Raw genomic sequence first — 14,016 nt, 5'->3', positions numbered from 1 at the left:
GCATTAGTAGTGGTGGTAGCAACAGCACGTCCGCCACGGTCCTGACGTCGGATATTCTGGCTGTGGCTCCCGCCACGGCTACGACTACCAGCACGACCATACCCACCACCTCACCCACCTCCACCTCCCTCAGCATCCTCACCAAGGCGCCCACCACGCCGCCGCCGACCCTGCAGGAGAAGGCCCAGCTGCTGGCCCAGCAGCCCGGCATGTCTTACCTGAACCAGCTGCTCACCGATCCCCAGACCAGCAGCAAGATCGACTGGAGCGCGGTGGAGCTGGCCCAGAAGAGCTGGGATTACAAGCACCAGGGGCTGACACAGGCCGGCTCCATCATCGTGGCGATTGTGGTGACCGTGGCGTCGATGGGCACTGCCTCGGAGGCTGGGGCGGCCATCGCTGGCGCGGCCGGAGAAACCGGGGCCACGGTGATGACCTCCACCGGTCTGGCCACCACCCTTACGGCCACTGGCACCGTGATGGCCGGCGCCACTACCGCCGCCATCACCACCCTGGCCAGCCAGGCGGCTGTCAGCCTGATCAATAACCGGGGCGATATCGGCAAGACGCTGCATGACATGGGTAGCAGCGAGAACGTCAAGGGGCTGCTGACCAGCATGGTGACGGCGGGCGTCACAGCGGGTGTCACCAATGCCCTGAACCTGCCCAGCAATGTGGCCGGGGCCGACTTCGTCACCAAATTTGAAACCTACGCGGTGAAGAGTCTGGTCAACGCCGGGGTGAGCACGGCCATCAATGGCGGCAAGTTCAGCGACAGCGCCGCCAGTGCCCTGGTCACGGCGCTGGGCCAGAGCCTGACGACGCAGATTGGTGATTGGGCGCAAACCCATGGCATCGAGCCGGGCGATATCGGCAAGGCGGTTGCCCACGCGGCGGTGCAGTGCGCGCAGGCCCAGGCCATGGGCGGCGACTGCGCCAGTGCGGCCATGGGCGGGGCCACGGCCGAGCTGCTCTCGCCCTATCTGGGCAGCACGGGCAAGTACGCGGAGCTGGTGACTGCGCTGGGCTCTATGGTGTTGGCTACTGCCACTGGGCATGACGCCACTACGGCCATGCGCGCGGCGCAGGAGGTGGATACGTATAACCGGCAGTTGCATCCGACGGAAGCCAAACTTATCAAGGACAACGCCAAACAGTACGCGTTACAACGTGGTATCAGTGTTGAGCGTGCCGAGGCCGAATTGACCCAGCAAGCTGAACGCAATAACGACAGTGCACACGCAGAGCGGTTGGGCTCCGATGATGCACAAGCCCAAGCATTTTTGAAAACCTTGGGTGCCGGGCAATCCATGGTGGACGGGCTCACTGGGCAAACTTATCAACTCTTCAGCGCAGATCAAGCCACGCGCGACAACCACGCTGAATTTGGGCAATATGCAAAGACCAGCCCGGCTGTTCAACAACTGCTAGATGTTACGTATACAAAAGCCTACATGCCGCAGAACGGCCAAACCATTGCCGGTGTGAATGGCAGCAATGCTGGGGCGCTTACAGGTTCAGACTTGGCACTCAACGACGCGGCCAGAGATTACGGAAACATGCGCAAGCAACCTGCAGTTGTGCAATGGGCCGTGCTGGGAGAATTGCGCCAAGAACGCCAAAGTAACCTGCAAAATCAACTTGACCTCACGCAAGAACTCCAGCGACTCAACGAAAGGGGTGATACCAGTAGCGCGGCCGCAAATCGTCGTGGCGAAATCATCAACCGACTAACCCAACTTGACGCTGAAAACACCACCCTGCGCCAAGCCAGCGTAGAACAGATCAGGGCTATGGGTAGCGCAGGCCTGCTCAAACCTATCAATCAACGGGAATGGGGCGAGGGTGTAGGTGAAGCTATTGCCAGCAGTGGTCTAGCACTCAAGGGATTGAGTGCCTCCAGCATCTCCGGCAGATTGACCATGCTGCGTGAAGCTTTGCAAGATTCTCAGGCGGCAACCACTGCTGCAAAAATAGAGGTGCAAGCAATTGCAAAGGCTCAAGTGGGGGCAAATGGGGAAACGGTTGCGAATGCCGGTGCATCCTCAGGGCGTGGTCTTTCAGTGACGTATATCGACCCTGCAACAGGTGTTGCCACCATTAACCCAACAACTTCTGTAAGTGGGTCGCAAATTAGTCGGTTGTCCACGGATTCAAATGCAGCTTCACACGAAGTTCAAGTTGCGGCGCAGTTGGAAAATGCGACTGGCAGCACCATCAAGATGGTTGAGAAACCTCCTGTGAATCCTGATGGCAGTCGCCCAAAGAGCCCCGACTTTGTTTTTGAGTCCGGTCCAAACGCTGGCAAAACAGGGGATTTCATGTTCACTGCTGAACCGAACAAGGTTCCAAGTATGAACAATTATTTCGACATGAACTGGCCTAAAACAGAGGCTAGTCTTAACGCGCACTTGACCAAGGCCGACGTTGTTGTTCTTGATTTCGCGAACCTCACGCCAGTGAATCAAGTGAAAGTCAGCAACTGGATCAATACACTATCCCCCGCACAGCGCAGCCAAATTTTGATTCGGAGGTAGAAGGTGAGTCAACATCTATGGATTAGTTCGGATGAGTCTATTGAATGGGAAAACAGGTCATGGATGACCAATAGATTTGTTTTCGAAAACATATTTGATCGAGTGAAATCGTACTTCAAACCTTCGGAATTGGCCTGCCAAGAGGCATGCTACTTTGACTGGGGCGTAGAGGGTATCGAATTAAGTTACGTTGAAAAGGACTGTTTCAATATTTTTTATCTTCGTTGCAAAACCGCGCTGAATCACTATCCGGATGAAAAGGCGATGGAGTACGAAAAAACGAGTGAGGAGCGACGGGGTACGCACGAACATGTCGCATGGGAGTGGACAGAGATACTGAAACGACTTGAACTTGATAAGCGTTACGACGTTGCATGGATTAAGAGCTATCGTCGTGAGCATGACTAGGTGCAGAAAACCATCGACGACAGGTGTCCTGTCCGCATGTCCGCCAAGCTCCGAGTATGCATTTCCAACCGCGTTTTCACGAGATTGGTCCTGTCTCTCACCGTAAGTCTGCTCGGTCCGTTACGTTTTACCTTGCCGCTTTGACCGCTAATTAAGCAAATCTTCGCATCCAAGCGTAGCACCCCCGTCCTCTGCGGACAGTGACTGTTGATCGATGATTACGCCGTCTCGTTGTGCGCCGCTACCTACGCATGCAGTACCCCACCAGCAATCCAATGCCTGCACCAGCACCGCCCGCTGGGGTGGCGTCTGCGCCAAGGCCACCTTGTTCCACCCGTTCCATGCCCCCGCAGGCGTCAACTCCGCCAGGTTCTGGTGGGGCCGCGCATGGTTGTAGAGCAGGGTGAACTCTTGCAAGGCAGCATGCAAAGCCCGGCGACCAGGAATGACAAGTTGGCGTAGCAGCTGCTTGAGCGTTCGAAATAAGCGCTCGATGCGTCCGTTGCACCAAGGCGCACAGGTGGGAAGGCGCTGATGGCGAATGCCCACCAGTTTCAGAAAGGTAGTGAACACCCAGTTGGTGAAGATGATTTCGTTGTCGGTACGAATGCGGTTGGACTTGCCATGCCTACAGATGGCAAAGCTAGTTTAGGCAAGTAGTTCAAACATCAAATCAGCCTCTAGCGCAGATATCACCTACGCAAGCAGCTATCAATTTAAAAGCATTTAGATACCCCAAACTGTAGCCAACACACCCAGCGGCGTGACCTCAGGCCGACTGCTTGAACGCCATCACCGCCTGGTTGCGCAGGGTGCGCAGCAGGGCCAGTTCTTTTTCATCCACCACCAGGCCGCCGGGCTGGGCGGTGTCGGCGTAGACCAGGCCCAGGGGTTTGCCTTTGATGGCCAGGGGCAGCAGCAGGAACGTGGGGGCGTGGAACTGCTGGGCGTACCAGGCGGGCAGGCGCTCGGCGATACGGGCCTCGGTGGCGTCGTTGATCAGGGTGTCGGCGCCCTTGAGGCAGACGGCGGTGAACAGGTCTTGGGTGTCGCTGGCCTTTAGCGGTACGTGGAAGGATTTGGCCAGGGCTTCCACGCCCTCGCCCAGGCCGAATCGGCCGGTCAGCGCGTCGGTCTTGGCGTCGCGCATGCAGAAGATGATGCGCTGAAAGCGCATGGCGCGGAACATGGTTTCCAGAATCATGCGCAGCACGTCGCTGAGCTTGAAGTCTTCCACCATGGCGTGGGTGATGTCCAGGATGCCGGCGGTCAGGATGTCGGCCGCGCTGGGCTCTGACGCGGGGGCGGCCGCCTCCGCAGGTTCCACAGGGGTGGCTTGCAGCTCCATCGGGGCCAGGGTGTCCAGGAACCCGTCGATGGGCAGGATGCTGTCGTCGCTGGGCGTCTTCAGCAGCTGGGCCGAACCCGAGCCTGCCGGTAGCTGGATCTCCATGGCGTCGGCCATTTCAATCAGCTTCTTGCGGGCCAGCAGCGTGGCTTTTTGTACCGCTTCGGGGCTCAAGCCCAGGGTTTTGGCGTAGCGGCGCGACAGCAGGGCCAGGCGTACCGGCAGGTCTTTGGGGTCGGCGCGCTGCAGGGTGTCGGCGATGTCGTTGGCGGCGGTGGCGATCCAGCGCAGTCGCTCCTCCAGGCCCACCGGTGGGCGCAGGGGCGGTTCGCCACCGGGCTTGCGCATGCAGCGGCGCATGCCCTCAGGCAGGCCCCAGGATTGGGCCACGCCCACGCCCAGCGATTCAAAGCTCAGGCCCAGCACGCTGGTGGACGCGGCGGCTTCGGTCAGGTGCTGCTGGGGCGCTGCCAGCAGGCCACGCACGGCACGCGCTTCTTGCGGGAAGTACAGCTCGGCCAGCATGCGGCCCAGGTTCTGGAACATGGCGCCGATGAAGGCTTCTTCGCTCTCCTGGGAGGCCGTGCACAACTCGCTGGCGATGGCGCCGGCCATCAGCGAGCGCACGAACTCTTCCTTCAGCAGGCTGGCGTGAACCTTGTCGCGCATGTGTTCCAGCAGCACCAGGCTGAGCGCCATATTGCGGATGCCGTTGAAGCCGACCAGACTGACGGCCCGCGACACGGTGCTGATGCTGCCGCCACGCGCTGCAAAGTGCGCGCTGTTGACCAGGCGCAGCAGCTTGTTGGTCAGCGCCACGTCTTTCAAAATTTCATTGGTGACGCTGCCGACGCTTTCGGTCTCGGAGCTGGCCATGCCCTGGATGCGGATGATGGAGTCCGACATGGCCGGAAAGTCGCTCTGCAGGCGCATGCGCGCCAGCAGGGCCAGCAGGGTGCCGTGGTCAGTGCCGAGCGCTGCTGCGTCGGTGGGGGCCGTGGTGGGTGGTATCAGGTCGGCCATATGGGAAAGAAATACAAGGGGGAAAGGAATGCAAAGGCAGGTGTGCTGCAATAGGTTGTTTCTTTCCGCAGTATGGCACTGCGGTTACAAATGGACGCAATATTTTGGCCGCTGCGTCCCCCGTATTTATACGTACAGCGGCTCTTCCTGCATGGCCTCGATCTGTTCCGTCAGCATGTTCACCTGGCCGGTCCAGTAGTCGCTGCTGCCGAACCATGGGAAGTTGATGGGGAAGGTCGGGTCGCTCCAGCGCCGGGCCAGCCAGGCACTGTAATGGATGAGGCGCAGGGTGCGCAGCGGCTCGATCAGCGCCAGCTCGCGCCGGTCGAAGTCGCGGAACTGCTCGTAGCCGTCGATCAGGCCGCTGAGCTGACCGGTGCGCTGGGCACGGTCGCCGCTGAGCAGCATCCACAGGTCTTGCACGGCCGGGCCGGTACGGGCGTCGTCCAGGTCAACGAAGTGCGGGCCGCCGTTGGGGCCGTCGGTGGGGGTCCAGAGGATGTTGCCGGGGTGGCAGTCGCCGTGCAGGCGCAGGATTTTGGCATCGGAGTCTTTTATGCCTCTAGCGCTGGAAGGTAGTGCGCTGGCAGCTATTAAATCGAGAGCATCACTGCAGGCCTTATGCCAGGCGGCCTGCACGTCCAGCGGCACGATTTCGTGCTTCAGCAGCCAGTCGCGCGAGTGGATGCCGAAGCTTTCCAGGTCCAGCGCGGGGCGGTGCACAAAGGCTTTCTTGGCGCCCACAGTGTGGATGCGCGCCAGGAAGCGGCCTATCCACTCCAGTACCTCGAAGTCGTCCAGCTCGGGCGGGCGGCCACCCCGGCGCGGGCTGACGCTGAAGGCAAAGCCGGCAAAGTCATGCAGGGTGCGGCCGTCCAGCACCAGTGGGCCAACGGCCGGGATTTCGGCCTCCATCAGCTCGGCGGCGAAGCTGTGTTCTTCCAGAATCTGCGCCTGGCTCCAGCGGCCGGGCCGGTAGAACTTGGCCACCACCGCGCTGCCGTCTTCCAGATGCGCCTGGTAGACGCGGTTTTCATAAGAACTGAGCGCCACCATGCGCCCATCGCCATACAGGCCGACGCTGGCCAGCGCGTCCATCACGACGTCCGGCGTGAGGGTTTGGTAGGGATGGGCGGCGTTAGAGGAAGCATTGGGGGTGGACATGCCGCGATTGTCACCGCTGCAAAACAAAAAGCCCACGCCATGAGAATGGCGCGGGCTTTTTAGGGTTGCCCTCGCGGGCACGAGAGTGCTTAGACCAGAGTCAAGGTCACTTCGATGTTGCCGCGGGTGGCGTTGGAGTAGGGGCACACGCCGTGGGCGGTGTCGATCAGGTCCTGGGCCACAGCGCGGTCCATGCCAGGCAGGCTGATCTTCAGCTGCGCAGCGATGCCGAAGCCGGCGGGGATGGGGCCGATGTCGATGCTGGCGTCAATGCTGGCGTCGGCGGGCACGCTGATCTTCTTCAGGCCGGCCACGTGTTTCATGGCACCCATGAAGCAGGCGGAGTAGCCGGCAGCGAACAGCTGCTCTGGGTTGGTGCCGTTGCCGTTGCCACCCAGGGCTGGGGGGGGTGCCAGGGTCACGCTGAGCTTGCCGTCGTCGCTGGCAGACTTGCCTTCGCGGCCGCCGGTGGTGTGGGCGTGGGCGGTGTAGAGCACTTTGTCGAGTTTGGTAACCATGGTGTTTCCTTTGGGGTGGTGAAAAAACGGGTTCGTCAGGCGCGGTAACTGGTAAGTCGCTCGCGCAGGGCCTGTACTTGCTGCGTGAGTGAAATCAATTCGGGCAGGGCGCACTGGCTGGCATCCAGGATGCAGCCGGGTATTTTTTCGGCCTGGGCCTGCAGGCTACGGCCCGCAGATGTCAGGCGTATGGTGACGCGACGCTCATCCTGCGCGTCACGCTGGCGGGTCAGCCAGCCGGCCGTTTCCATGCGCTTGAGCAGCGGCGTCAGCGTGCCGGAGTCCAGGAACAGGCGCTCGCCCAAGGCGGACACCATCAAGCCGTCGTTTTGCCACAGCACCAGCATCACCAGGTACTGGGGGTAGGTCAACTCCAGCTTGTCCAGCAGGGGCTTGTACAGCTTGGTCATGGCCAGCGAGGTGGAATACAGCGCAAAACACAGCTGATTGTCCAGCTGCAGCATCTCGGATGCCGGGAGTGGGGTGGAGACTGCGTTTGCCATGGGTCGAATTATAGCGAGCAATTAAATTGCACACAACTTAATTGCAAAAATTTGTTTCAAGCCACCGACAAGCCAAAGCACACGTCATCGACAAACACGCCGTCAGCCACCCTTACATGCTCGCGCAGCCTGCCCTCCTCCACAAAGCCCAGGCCCTGGTACAAGGCGATAGCGGGGTGGTTGCTGGCGCGCACCCAGAGTTCGATCTTGCGCACCTCGGGGCGCTGGCGCGCCCAGTCCACCAGCGCCGTCAGCAAGGCCCGGCCATAGCCGCGACGCGACTGGCCGGGGTGCACGCAAATGTCCAACGTGACCACATGGGCGATGTTGCGGCGTGGCAGGGGCATCAGGCTGGCGTGGCCGACCATGCGGCCGTCTACCTCGGCCACCAGGTATTTGCCACGCCCTCCAGCGCCTTCAGCCATGAAGGCGATGCGCTTCTGGAAACTGGCTACCAGCAGTTCCTCGGGCTCGGCAATCAGCCGGCCAGCGGCCGCGGCGGCCGTGCTGCGCTCGGCGGCACACAGCCGGGTGGCGTCCGCCACCCGCGCGTCACGTAATACCGGCAATACCAGCATGCCCGCCATCAGTAGGTGTAGACGCCCTGCTTGGTCTTGCGGCCCAGCCGACCGGCCGCCACCATCTCTTTCAGCAGCGGGCTGGGGCGGTATTTGCTGTCACCAAATTCGTTGAGGAACACCTCCATCACCGCCAGGCACACATCCAGGCCAATCATGTCGGCCAGCGCCAGCGGGCCCAGGGGCTGGTTGCAGCCCAGGGTCATGCCGGCGTCGATGTCTTCCGGCGTGGCCACGCCCTCGGCCAGCACGAAGAAGGCCTCGTTCACCATGGGCATGAGGATGCGGTTCACCACGAAGCCGGGGCCGTTCTTCACGGTGATAGGGGTCTTGCCCAGGGCGATGGCCATGGCGTGCACAGCATCGTGGGTGGCATCGCTGGTCTGCAGGCCACGAATGATTTCCACCAGGGCCATCAGCGGCACCGGGTTGAAGAAGTGCATGCCGATGCAGCGGTCTGGCCGCTTGGTCACCGCCGCCAGTTTGGTGATGGAGATGGACGAGGTGTTGGAGGCAATCAGTACCTCGGGCGGCAGCAGCGCGTCGAGCTGCTGCACGATCTTGACCTTGAGTGCGTAGTTCTCAGTGGCGGCCTCGATCACCAGCTGCGCGGACTGGAAGTCTTCATAGCGGGTCGAACCTTTGATGCGCGCCAGGATGGCGGTCTTGTCGGCGGGCGTGAGCTTTTCCTTCTTGATCAGCCGGTCCAGGCTGCCGGCGATGGTGGCCAGGCCCTTGGCCACGGCTTCATCGGAGATATCGACCATCACCACGCTCAGCCCCGCCGCCGCACAGGTCTGCGCAATGCCGTTGCCCATGGTGCCGGCGCCGACGACGCCGACCGTGCTGATGTTGAAAGTGCTGATCATAGCAAACTCCTGACAGATAGGTAATTGAAGAGCAGATGGGGTAAGAACGTGTTTACGATCCAAGTTATGCACCATCATAGAAGCACTGAATAAGCAGAAGCTGCGCCATCTCCATGTTCGACTACATCATCATCGGCGCCGGTACTGCGGGCTGCGTACTGGCCGCCCGCCTGAGCGCAGACCCGCGGGTGAACGTGGCGCTGATAGAAGCCGGCCCCATGGATGCCAGCCTGCTGTCGCGCTGCCCCGCCGCCGCCCCTCTGCTGGCGCGCCGTAGCGGCCTGCACAGCACGCCCCAGGCGGGGCTGAACGGCCGCGCGGCCTACCTGCCGCACGCCCCCATGCTGGGCGGCGCCAGTGCCAGCAATGCCATGCTGTACAACCGGGGCCATCCCAGCGACTACGAGCATTGGGCCGCAGAGGGCAACCTGGGCTGGGGCTTTGCCGATGTGCGGCCCTTTTTCCTGCGCGTGGAAGACACGCTGGGCATTGCCGACGCCGCGCCCGCCCAGGCCTGCAGCCAGGCCTTTGTGGACGCCGCCGGCCAGGCCGGCTGGCCGCACCTGCCGCATTTCAACAACCCACAGCCCGAAGGCATAGGCCTGCACCAGGTGCTGCGCCGCGCGGGTGAACGCTGCAGCACGGCGGCGGCCTATGTGCTGCCACAGCTGCAGCGCACCAATCTGCACCCGTTCACCCACGCGCACTGCACCCGCGTGCTGCTGCGCGGCGCGCGCGCCATCGGGGTGGAGTTCGCGCAGGACGGCCTGCTGCAGCAGTTGCACACACAGGGCGAGGTGCTGCTGTGCGCCGGGGCCTATCATTCGCCGCAGCTGCTGATGCTGTCCGGCATAGGCCCGCACGCGCATCTGGTGGCGAACGGCATCGCCACCCGCCACGCCCTGCCCGGCGTGGGCCTGCACCTGCACGACCAGGCCACGGTGGCCCTGGTGTTCGACGCACCCCACGCCAAGGATCTGCTGGGCCTCTCCCCCACCGGCCTGCTGCGCCTGGCGCGCGCCGCTTGGCAGTGGCGCCAGGCCCGCAGCGGCCCACTGACCAGCAATTTGCTGGAGGCCGGCGGCTACGTGAAAAGCCAGCCCGAAGAAGCCATACCCGACCTGCAGCTGGGCCTGGGCTGCGCCAAGCTGCTGGACCATGGCCGCCAGATCCTGCCCGGCCTGGGCTTCACCCTGCAGGCCACGGTGCTGCGCCCGCGCAGCCGGGGCACGGTGCTGCTAGAGGGCAAAGACCCCTTCCTGGCGCCACGCCTGGACCCGCACCTGCTGGGCGAACGCGAGGACGTGGAATGCCTGCAGCGCGGCCTGGGCCTGCTGCGCCAGATCGCCGCCCAGCCGGCCATGGCGGCCCTGGGTGCGCGCGAAACTCGCCGCTCGGCCGCACAGCAGAGTGAACTGCAAACCGAATATTTCATCCGCGACCATGCCACCGCCGCGGGCTACCCGGTAGGCAGCTGTCGCATGGGCAGCGGCCCGCTGGACGTGGTGGACGCCCAGCTGCGGGTACACGGAATGCAGGGCCTGCGGGTGGTGGACGCAGCGGTCATGCCCAGCACCGTGGGCGGCCCCACGCAGGGGGCCGTGGCCATGCTGGCCGAGAAGGCCGCCAGCCTGTTGCAAGCCGATACAGGTCTGCTATGAATTTTGAAAAAATAGTCTGACGCGCTGGCCCCAAGGTCCAATAATGGTGCACCGCCGCCCGCCCAACGCTGCCACGCACCGCACTGCATGAACTTCATAGAACGCCCCCGGCTGAATGCCGTTGCCGGCCCCATCTTCGGGGAGTTTTTACTGGGTTACACCGTGGTCATCGCCGGCCTGTGGCTGGCCTCGCACACCTCGGACGGCGCGGCCGGCAGCCTGGGCCTGGCAAACCAGGTGCTGGAGTCGCTCTATGTGGTGTTCCGCGTGCTAGCCATCGGCATGGGCGTGGTCATCACGCAGCTGCTGGGCGGCAAACAGCTGGACCTGGTACGGCGCACCGCGCTGGCCGGGCTGGGTGCCTGCACCTGGGCTGGCGCGCTGGTGGTGGCCATCCTGGTGCTGGGCAACGACGCCATCCTGGACCTGCTGAACGCACCCGACGAAATCCTGCCCCTGGTCAGCCCCTATCTGCAGCTGCTGGCACCGGCCGCGCTGCTGGACGGTTACAACCTGACCATGGCCTCCATCCTGCGCGCCCACCTGCATGTGCGCGACTCGCTGAAGGTGATGGTGGTGATGCACAGCACGCACCTGGCGCTGGCCGTGCCACTGATGTTGGGCGTAGGACCCTGGGAAGGCCTGGGCCTGTACGGCTTTGCGGTGGCGCTGCTGATCAGCCGGGCGCTGGGCCTGGCGCTGCACCTGATCCTGTGGCGCAAGCGCATGGACCTGGTGCCCAGCGCCCGCCACTGGTGGGTGCTACAGCCGCGCGTGCTGGCACCGGTGCTGCGCATCGGCGTGCCGGGCGCCAGCGCCGAGCTGGGCTACCGGGTGGCCTTCATGGTGTCGCTGGCCAGTGCGGCGCGCCTGGGCGTGGCGGCCCTGGCCACCCATGCCTACACCCTGCAGCTACTGCGCTATGTGCTGCTGATCAGCCTGGCGATCGGCTGGGCCTGCGAGATCATGGTCGGTCGCCTGGTGGGTGCTGGCCAGTTCACGCAGGCGCACATGCTGGTGCGCAAGGGCCTGCGCAACGGCATCATGGCCTCGGGCGGCATGGCGGTGCTGGCGGCGCTGGCCTCGCCCTGGCTGATGCGCGTCTTCACCAAGGATGTGCATGTGATCGAGGCCGCCCACACCCTGCTGTGGATTGCCGTGGCGCTGGAGACCGGCCGTGCCTTCAACCTGATCATCACCGGCGCCCTGCGCGCCACCGGCGACGTGATCTACCCGGTGGCCGCCAGCCTGGGCTCGTTCTTCCTGGTGCTGGGCGCGGGCTCGTACATCATGGGCCGCAACTTCGGCCTGCCGGGCATCTTCATTGCCTATGCGGCAGACGAATGGGTGCGCGGCCTGCTGATGTGGTCGCGCTGGCACTGGCACGGCTGGCTGCCGCATGCACGCAGCTCGCAGCGCCGGGTCAAGAGGCGCTAACGGTCCGCTGCACGCACTACAAAATTTAGAGAAAATAGGGCGCTAGCGCAGACAAAATCAGCGCTAATCGCTACTTAATTTATAGCAACACCAAACACACCACCCGAAGGAAAACCATGCCCACACCCCTGCCCACCGCCGCGTTGGAACAAACCTTTCTGCACGCACGCACCTTCAGCAAATTCACCGACCAGCCAGTCACCGACGCCCTGTTGCACCAGCTGCACGAACTGGCCAAGTGGGGCCCTACCTCCATGAACTGCCAGCCTGCGCGCCTGGTGTTCGTGCGCAGCCCCGAAGCCAAGGCCAAGCTGAAGCTGGCTCTGGCCCCCGGCAATGCCGACAAGACCATGGCCGCCCCGGTCACGGTGATCGTGGCCATGGACAGCCGCTTCTATGACTACCTGCCTGAGCAGTTCCCAGTCATGGACGCCAAGCCCATGTTCGAAAACAACGCCGCGCTGGCCGAAGCCACGGCATTCCGCAACAGCTCGCTGCAGGGCGCCTACCTGATCGTGGCGGCCCGCCAGCTGGGCCTGGACTGCGGCCCCATGAGCGGCTTTGACGCCGGCAAGGTGAACGAGCAGTTCTTCCTCGACGGCCGCTTCAAGGCCAACTTCCTGATCAACCTGGGCTACGGCGAAGTGGGTACACCCTACCCGCGCGGCCCCCGCCTGTCGTTCGACACGGCCTGCAGCATCGTTTAAGCAACGTACCTAGCGCTTGAACTTTCCGTCCATCCCGACGATGGCCAGGTCGGCAAAGTCCAGGCCGGTGTGGTCGGTGGGGCTGTAACCCAGCTCCAGGCCGCCCAGGTCGAACTTGCTCAGGCCCTCCAGCGCGGCCTGCAAGCGTTCACGCGTGGGCTTGCCGCCGCTGCGGTTCAGTCCCTCGACCAGCACCTTGGCGGCGGCAAAGCCTTCCAGCATGGCCGGGCTGGGGTCGCCCAGGCCTTTGGCGCGCGACAGCTCGGCGCATTCCTTCACCAGCCCATAAGACAGCGACTGCGGAAACACCTGGCTGACGATGACACCGCGCGCATTCGCTCCCAGGCTGGCAATAAAACCGGCCGAGGCGTTGTTCGACAGGGTCACAAACTGCGCATTGCTGCCAGCCGCCTTCAGCGCCTGGATGGCCTCTGCAGCCGCGCCGCCCGAGGCCACCAGCAACACGGTTTGTGCCCCAGACTGCGCCACGGCTGGCGCGATCTTGGAGAAGTCGGGCTTGCTGCGGTCAAACTTGTATTCGCCGCTGGGCGCCATCTTGGCGGTCTGCAGGCCTTTTTGCGCACCGGCCAGACCGTCCAGGCCAAAGCTGTCGTCGGTATAGACCAGGGCAATCCTGGTAAAGCCGCTGCTGACCTGCTGGGCAATCGCCTTCTCGGCCTCGCGCTGGTAGGTGGCCCGCACATTGAACACGTATTTGCGCACCGGCTGGTGCAGCACCATGGCGCCAGAGGACGGCCCGACCAGGGGCACGCGGTATTTGTCCAGCAGCGGGATGACAGCCTCGGTGTGCGGCGTGCCACGGGTCAGGAACAGGGCCACCACGTTCTTTTCCTCGATCAGCACGCGGGCGTTTTCCACCGCCTGCTGGGTGTCGAACTTGTCGTCCATGGAGATCAGCTCGATCTTCTGGCCGGCCACGCCGCCCTTGGCGTTGACGCGGTCGAAATACAGCTTGGCGCCGTCAGTGGTTTCCTTCACCCCCGCGGCCACGGCGCCGGAGAAGCCAGCGGTCTGGCCTATCCATATCTGCGCCTGGGCGGTCATGCCGCTACAGGCAAACAACACGGCAAGGCCAAGAGAGTAGCGAGTCTTCATGGATAGTACGGAGGTAAGGCTGGGACCGCGATTGGGCCACAAGCCGGCCGCGCAGGAAAGCCCATAAATGGGAATCTACCGGGGCATATATGCGGTAAATTCCTCCCTTCCGGCCATCCGCGCGCCCGCGCCCTGCCCTTTCTCTCT

The 14,016-nt window shown here is 63.1% G+C and carries 13 protein-coding genes and 1 pseudogene; 6 read left to right on the top strand and 8 right to left on the bottom strand.

Annotation, left to right across the window (positions count from 1 at the left end; genetic code table 11):
- The 3 genes from AC07VY_RS18240 to AC07VY_RS18230 all read left to right on the top strand — a co-directional run.
- Positions 1-2,537, top strand: a 2,537-nt coding sequence (locus tag AC07VY_RS18240; RefSeq protein WP_495098684.1) for a DUF637 domain-containing protein, incomplete at its 5' end; no start/stop codon positions are given.
- A gap of 3 nt (positions 2,538-2,540) precedes the next feature.
- Positions 2,541-2,945 (top strand): hypothetical protein, encoded by a 405-nt coding sequence (locus tag AC07VY_RS18235; RefSeq protein ID WP_495098683.1) that lies wholly within the window; start codon positions 2,541-2,543, stop codon positions 2,943-2,945.
- Positions 2,946-3,159: 214 nt separating this feature from the next.
- A complete protein-coding gene (locus AC07VY_RS18230; protein ID WP_495119498.1) occupies positions 3,160-3,342 on the top strand; it encodes a hypothetical protein in 183 nt (60 codons plus the stop codon).
- A 14-nt stretch (positions 3,343-3,356) separates the two neighbouring features.
- On the opposite strand, the pseudogene AC07VY_RS18225 reads toward AC07VY_RS18230, so the two are convergent.
- The 7 genes and pseudogenes from AC07VY_RS18225 to AC07VY_RS18195 form a co-directional block, all read right to left on the bottom strand.
- Positions 3,357-3,494, bottom strand: a pseudogene (locus tag AC07VY_RS18225) (hypothetical protein); the annotation flags it as partial.
- A 220-nt stretch (positions 3,495-3,714) separates the two neighbouring features.
- The gene (locus AC07VY_RS18220; protein ID WP_495098681.1) at positions 3,715-5,316 is read right to left on the bottom strand and encodes an HDOD domain-containing protein; all 1,602 of its coding nucleotides are present in this window, start codon (positions 5,314-5,316) and stop codon (positions 3,715-3,717) included.
- A 126-nt stretch (positions 5,317-5,442) separates the two neighbouring features.
- Positions 5,443-6,480 (bottom strand): serine/threonine protein kinase, encoded by a 1,038-nt coding sequence (locus tag AC07VY_RS18215; RefSeq protein ID WP_495098680.1) that lies wholly within the window; start codon positions 6,478-6,480, stop codon positions 5,443-5,445.
- Positions 6,481-6,569: 89 nt separating this feature from the next.
- Positions 6,570-6,998 carry an organic hydroperoxide resistance protein gene (locus AC07VY_RS18210; RefSeq protein ID WP_495076886.1) on the bottom strand — a complete coding sequence of 143 codons (429 nt, stop codon included), beginning with the start codon at positions 6,996-6,998 and terminating at the stop codon, positions 6,570-6,572.
- A 35-nt stretch (positions 6,999-7,033) separates the two neighbouring features.
- Entirely contained in the window at positions 7,034-7,501 is a 468-nt protein-coding gene (locus tag AC07VY_RS18205; protein WP_495098679.1) for a MarR family winged helix-turn-helix transcriptional regulator, read from the bottom strand.
- Positions 7,502-7,557: 56 nt separating this feature from the next.
- A complete protein-coding gene (locus AC07VY_RS18200; protein WP_495098678.1) occupies positions 7,558-8,088 on the bottom strand; it encodes a GNAT family N-acetyltransferase in 531 nt (176 codons plus the stop codon).
- Complete coding sequence (locus tag AC07VY_RS18195) at positions 8,088-8,948, bottom strand: 3-hydroxybutyryl-CoA dehydrogenase (RefSeq protein ID WP_495098677.1); 861 nt, start codon at positions 8,946-8,948, stop codon at positions 8,088-8,090. Before AC07VY_RS18195 ends, AC07VY_RS18200 begins: the two co-directional genes overlap by 1 nt.
- 113 nt (positions 8,949-9,061) lie before the next feature.
- Here AC07VY_RS18195 and AC07VY_RS18190 point away from each other — a divergent pair, with 113 nt between their 5' ends.
- The 3 genes from AC07VY_RS18190 to AC07VY_RS18180 all read left to right on the top strand — a co-directional run bounded on the left by AC07VY_RS18190 (position 9,062) and on the right by AC07VY_RS18180 (position 12,753).
- A complete protein-coding gene (locus AC07VY_RS18190; RefSeq protein WP_495098676.1) occupies positions 9,062-10,609 on the top strand; it encodes a GMC family oxidoreductase in 1,548 nt (515 codons plus the stop codon).
- Between the two features lie 87 nt (positions 10,610-10,696).
- A complete protein-coding gene (locus AC07VY_RS18185; RefSeq protein WP_495076891.1) occupies positions 10,697-12,046 on the top strand; it encodes an MATE family efflux transporter in 1,350 nt (449 codons plus the stop codon).
- Between the two features lie 116 nt (positions 12,047-12,162).
- On the top strand, positions 12,163-12,753 hold the full coding sequence (locus AC07VY_RS18180; RefSeq protein WP_495076892.1) for a malonic semialdehyde reductase: 591 nt from the start codon (positions 12,163-12,165) through the stop codon (positions 12,751-12,753).
- Between the two features lie 9 nt (positions 12,754-12,762).
- Here AC07VY_RS18180 and AC07VY_RS18175 read toward each other — a convergent pair whose 3' ends face one another.
- Positions 12,763-13,869, bottom strand: coding sequence for an ABC transporter substrate-binding protein (locus tag AC07VY_RS18175; RefSeq protein ID WP_495076893.1), 1,107 nt, complete (start codon positions 13,867-13,869; stop codon positions 12,763-12,765).
- Between the last annotated feature and the right edge of the window lie 147 nt (positions 13,870-14,016).

Source organism: Rhodoferax sp. GW821-FHT02C08 (assembly GCF_059421805.1).
The sequence above is the reverse complement of the archived record's forward strand: the minus strand, read 5'-3'. Positions and strand labels throughout refer to the sequence as shown.

Bases quoted from the DNA above. Each gene is read 5' to 3' on its own strand.
- AC07VY_RS18200 (WP_495098678.1), bottom strand. From the start codon at position 8,088: ATGGCGGGCATGCTGGTATTGCCGGTATTACGTGACGCGCGGGTGGCG.
- AC07VY_RS18215 (WP_495098680.1), bottom strand. From the start codon at position 6,480: ATGTCCACCCCCAATGCTTCCTCTAACGCCGCCCATCCCTACCAAACC.
- AC07VY_RS18220 (WP_495098681.1), bottom strand. From the start codon at position 5,316: ATGGCCGACCTGATACCACCCACCACGGCCCCCACCGACGCAGCAGCG.
- AC07VY_RS18180 (WP_495076892.1), top strand. From the start codon at position 12,163: ATGCCCACACCCCTGCCCACCGCCGCGTTGGAACAAACCTTTCTGCAC.
- AC07VY_RS18205 (WP_495098679.1), bottom strand. From the start codon at position 7,501: ATGGCAAACGCAGTCTCCACCCCACTCCCGGCATCCGAGATGCTGCAG.
- AC07VY_RS18210 (WP_495076886.1), bottom strand. From the start codon at position 6,998: ATGGTTACCAAACTCGACAAAGTGCTCTACACCGCCCACGCCCACACC.
- AC07VY_RS18230 (WP_495119498.1), top strand. From the start codon at position 3,160: ATGATTACGCCGTCTCGTTGTGCGCCGCTACCTACGCATGCAGTACCC.
- AC07VY_RS18195 (WP_495098677.1), bottom strand. From the start codon at position 8,948: ATGATCAGCACTTTCAACATCAGCACGGTCGGCGTCGTCGGCGCCGGC.
- AC07VY_RS18190 (WP_495098676.1), top strand. From the start codon at position 9,062: ATGTTCGACTACATCATCATCGGCGCCGGTACTGCGGGCTGCGTACTG.
- AC07VY_RS18175 (WP_495076893.1), bottom strand. From the start codon at position 13,869: ATGAAGACTCGCTACTCTCTTGGCCTTGCCGTGTTGTTTGCCTGTAGC.
- AC07VY_RS18185 (WP_495076891.1), top strand. From the start codon at position 10,697: ATGAACTTCATAGAACGCCCCCGGCTGAATGCCGTTGCCGGCCCCATC.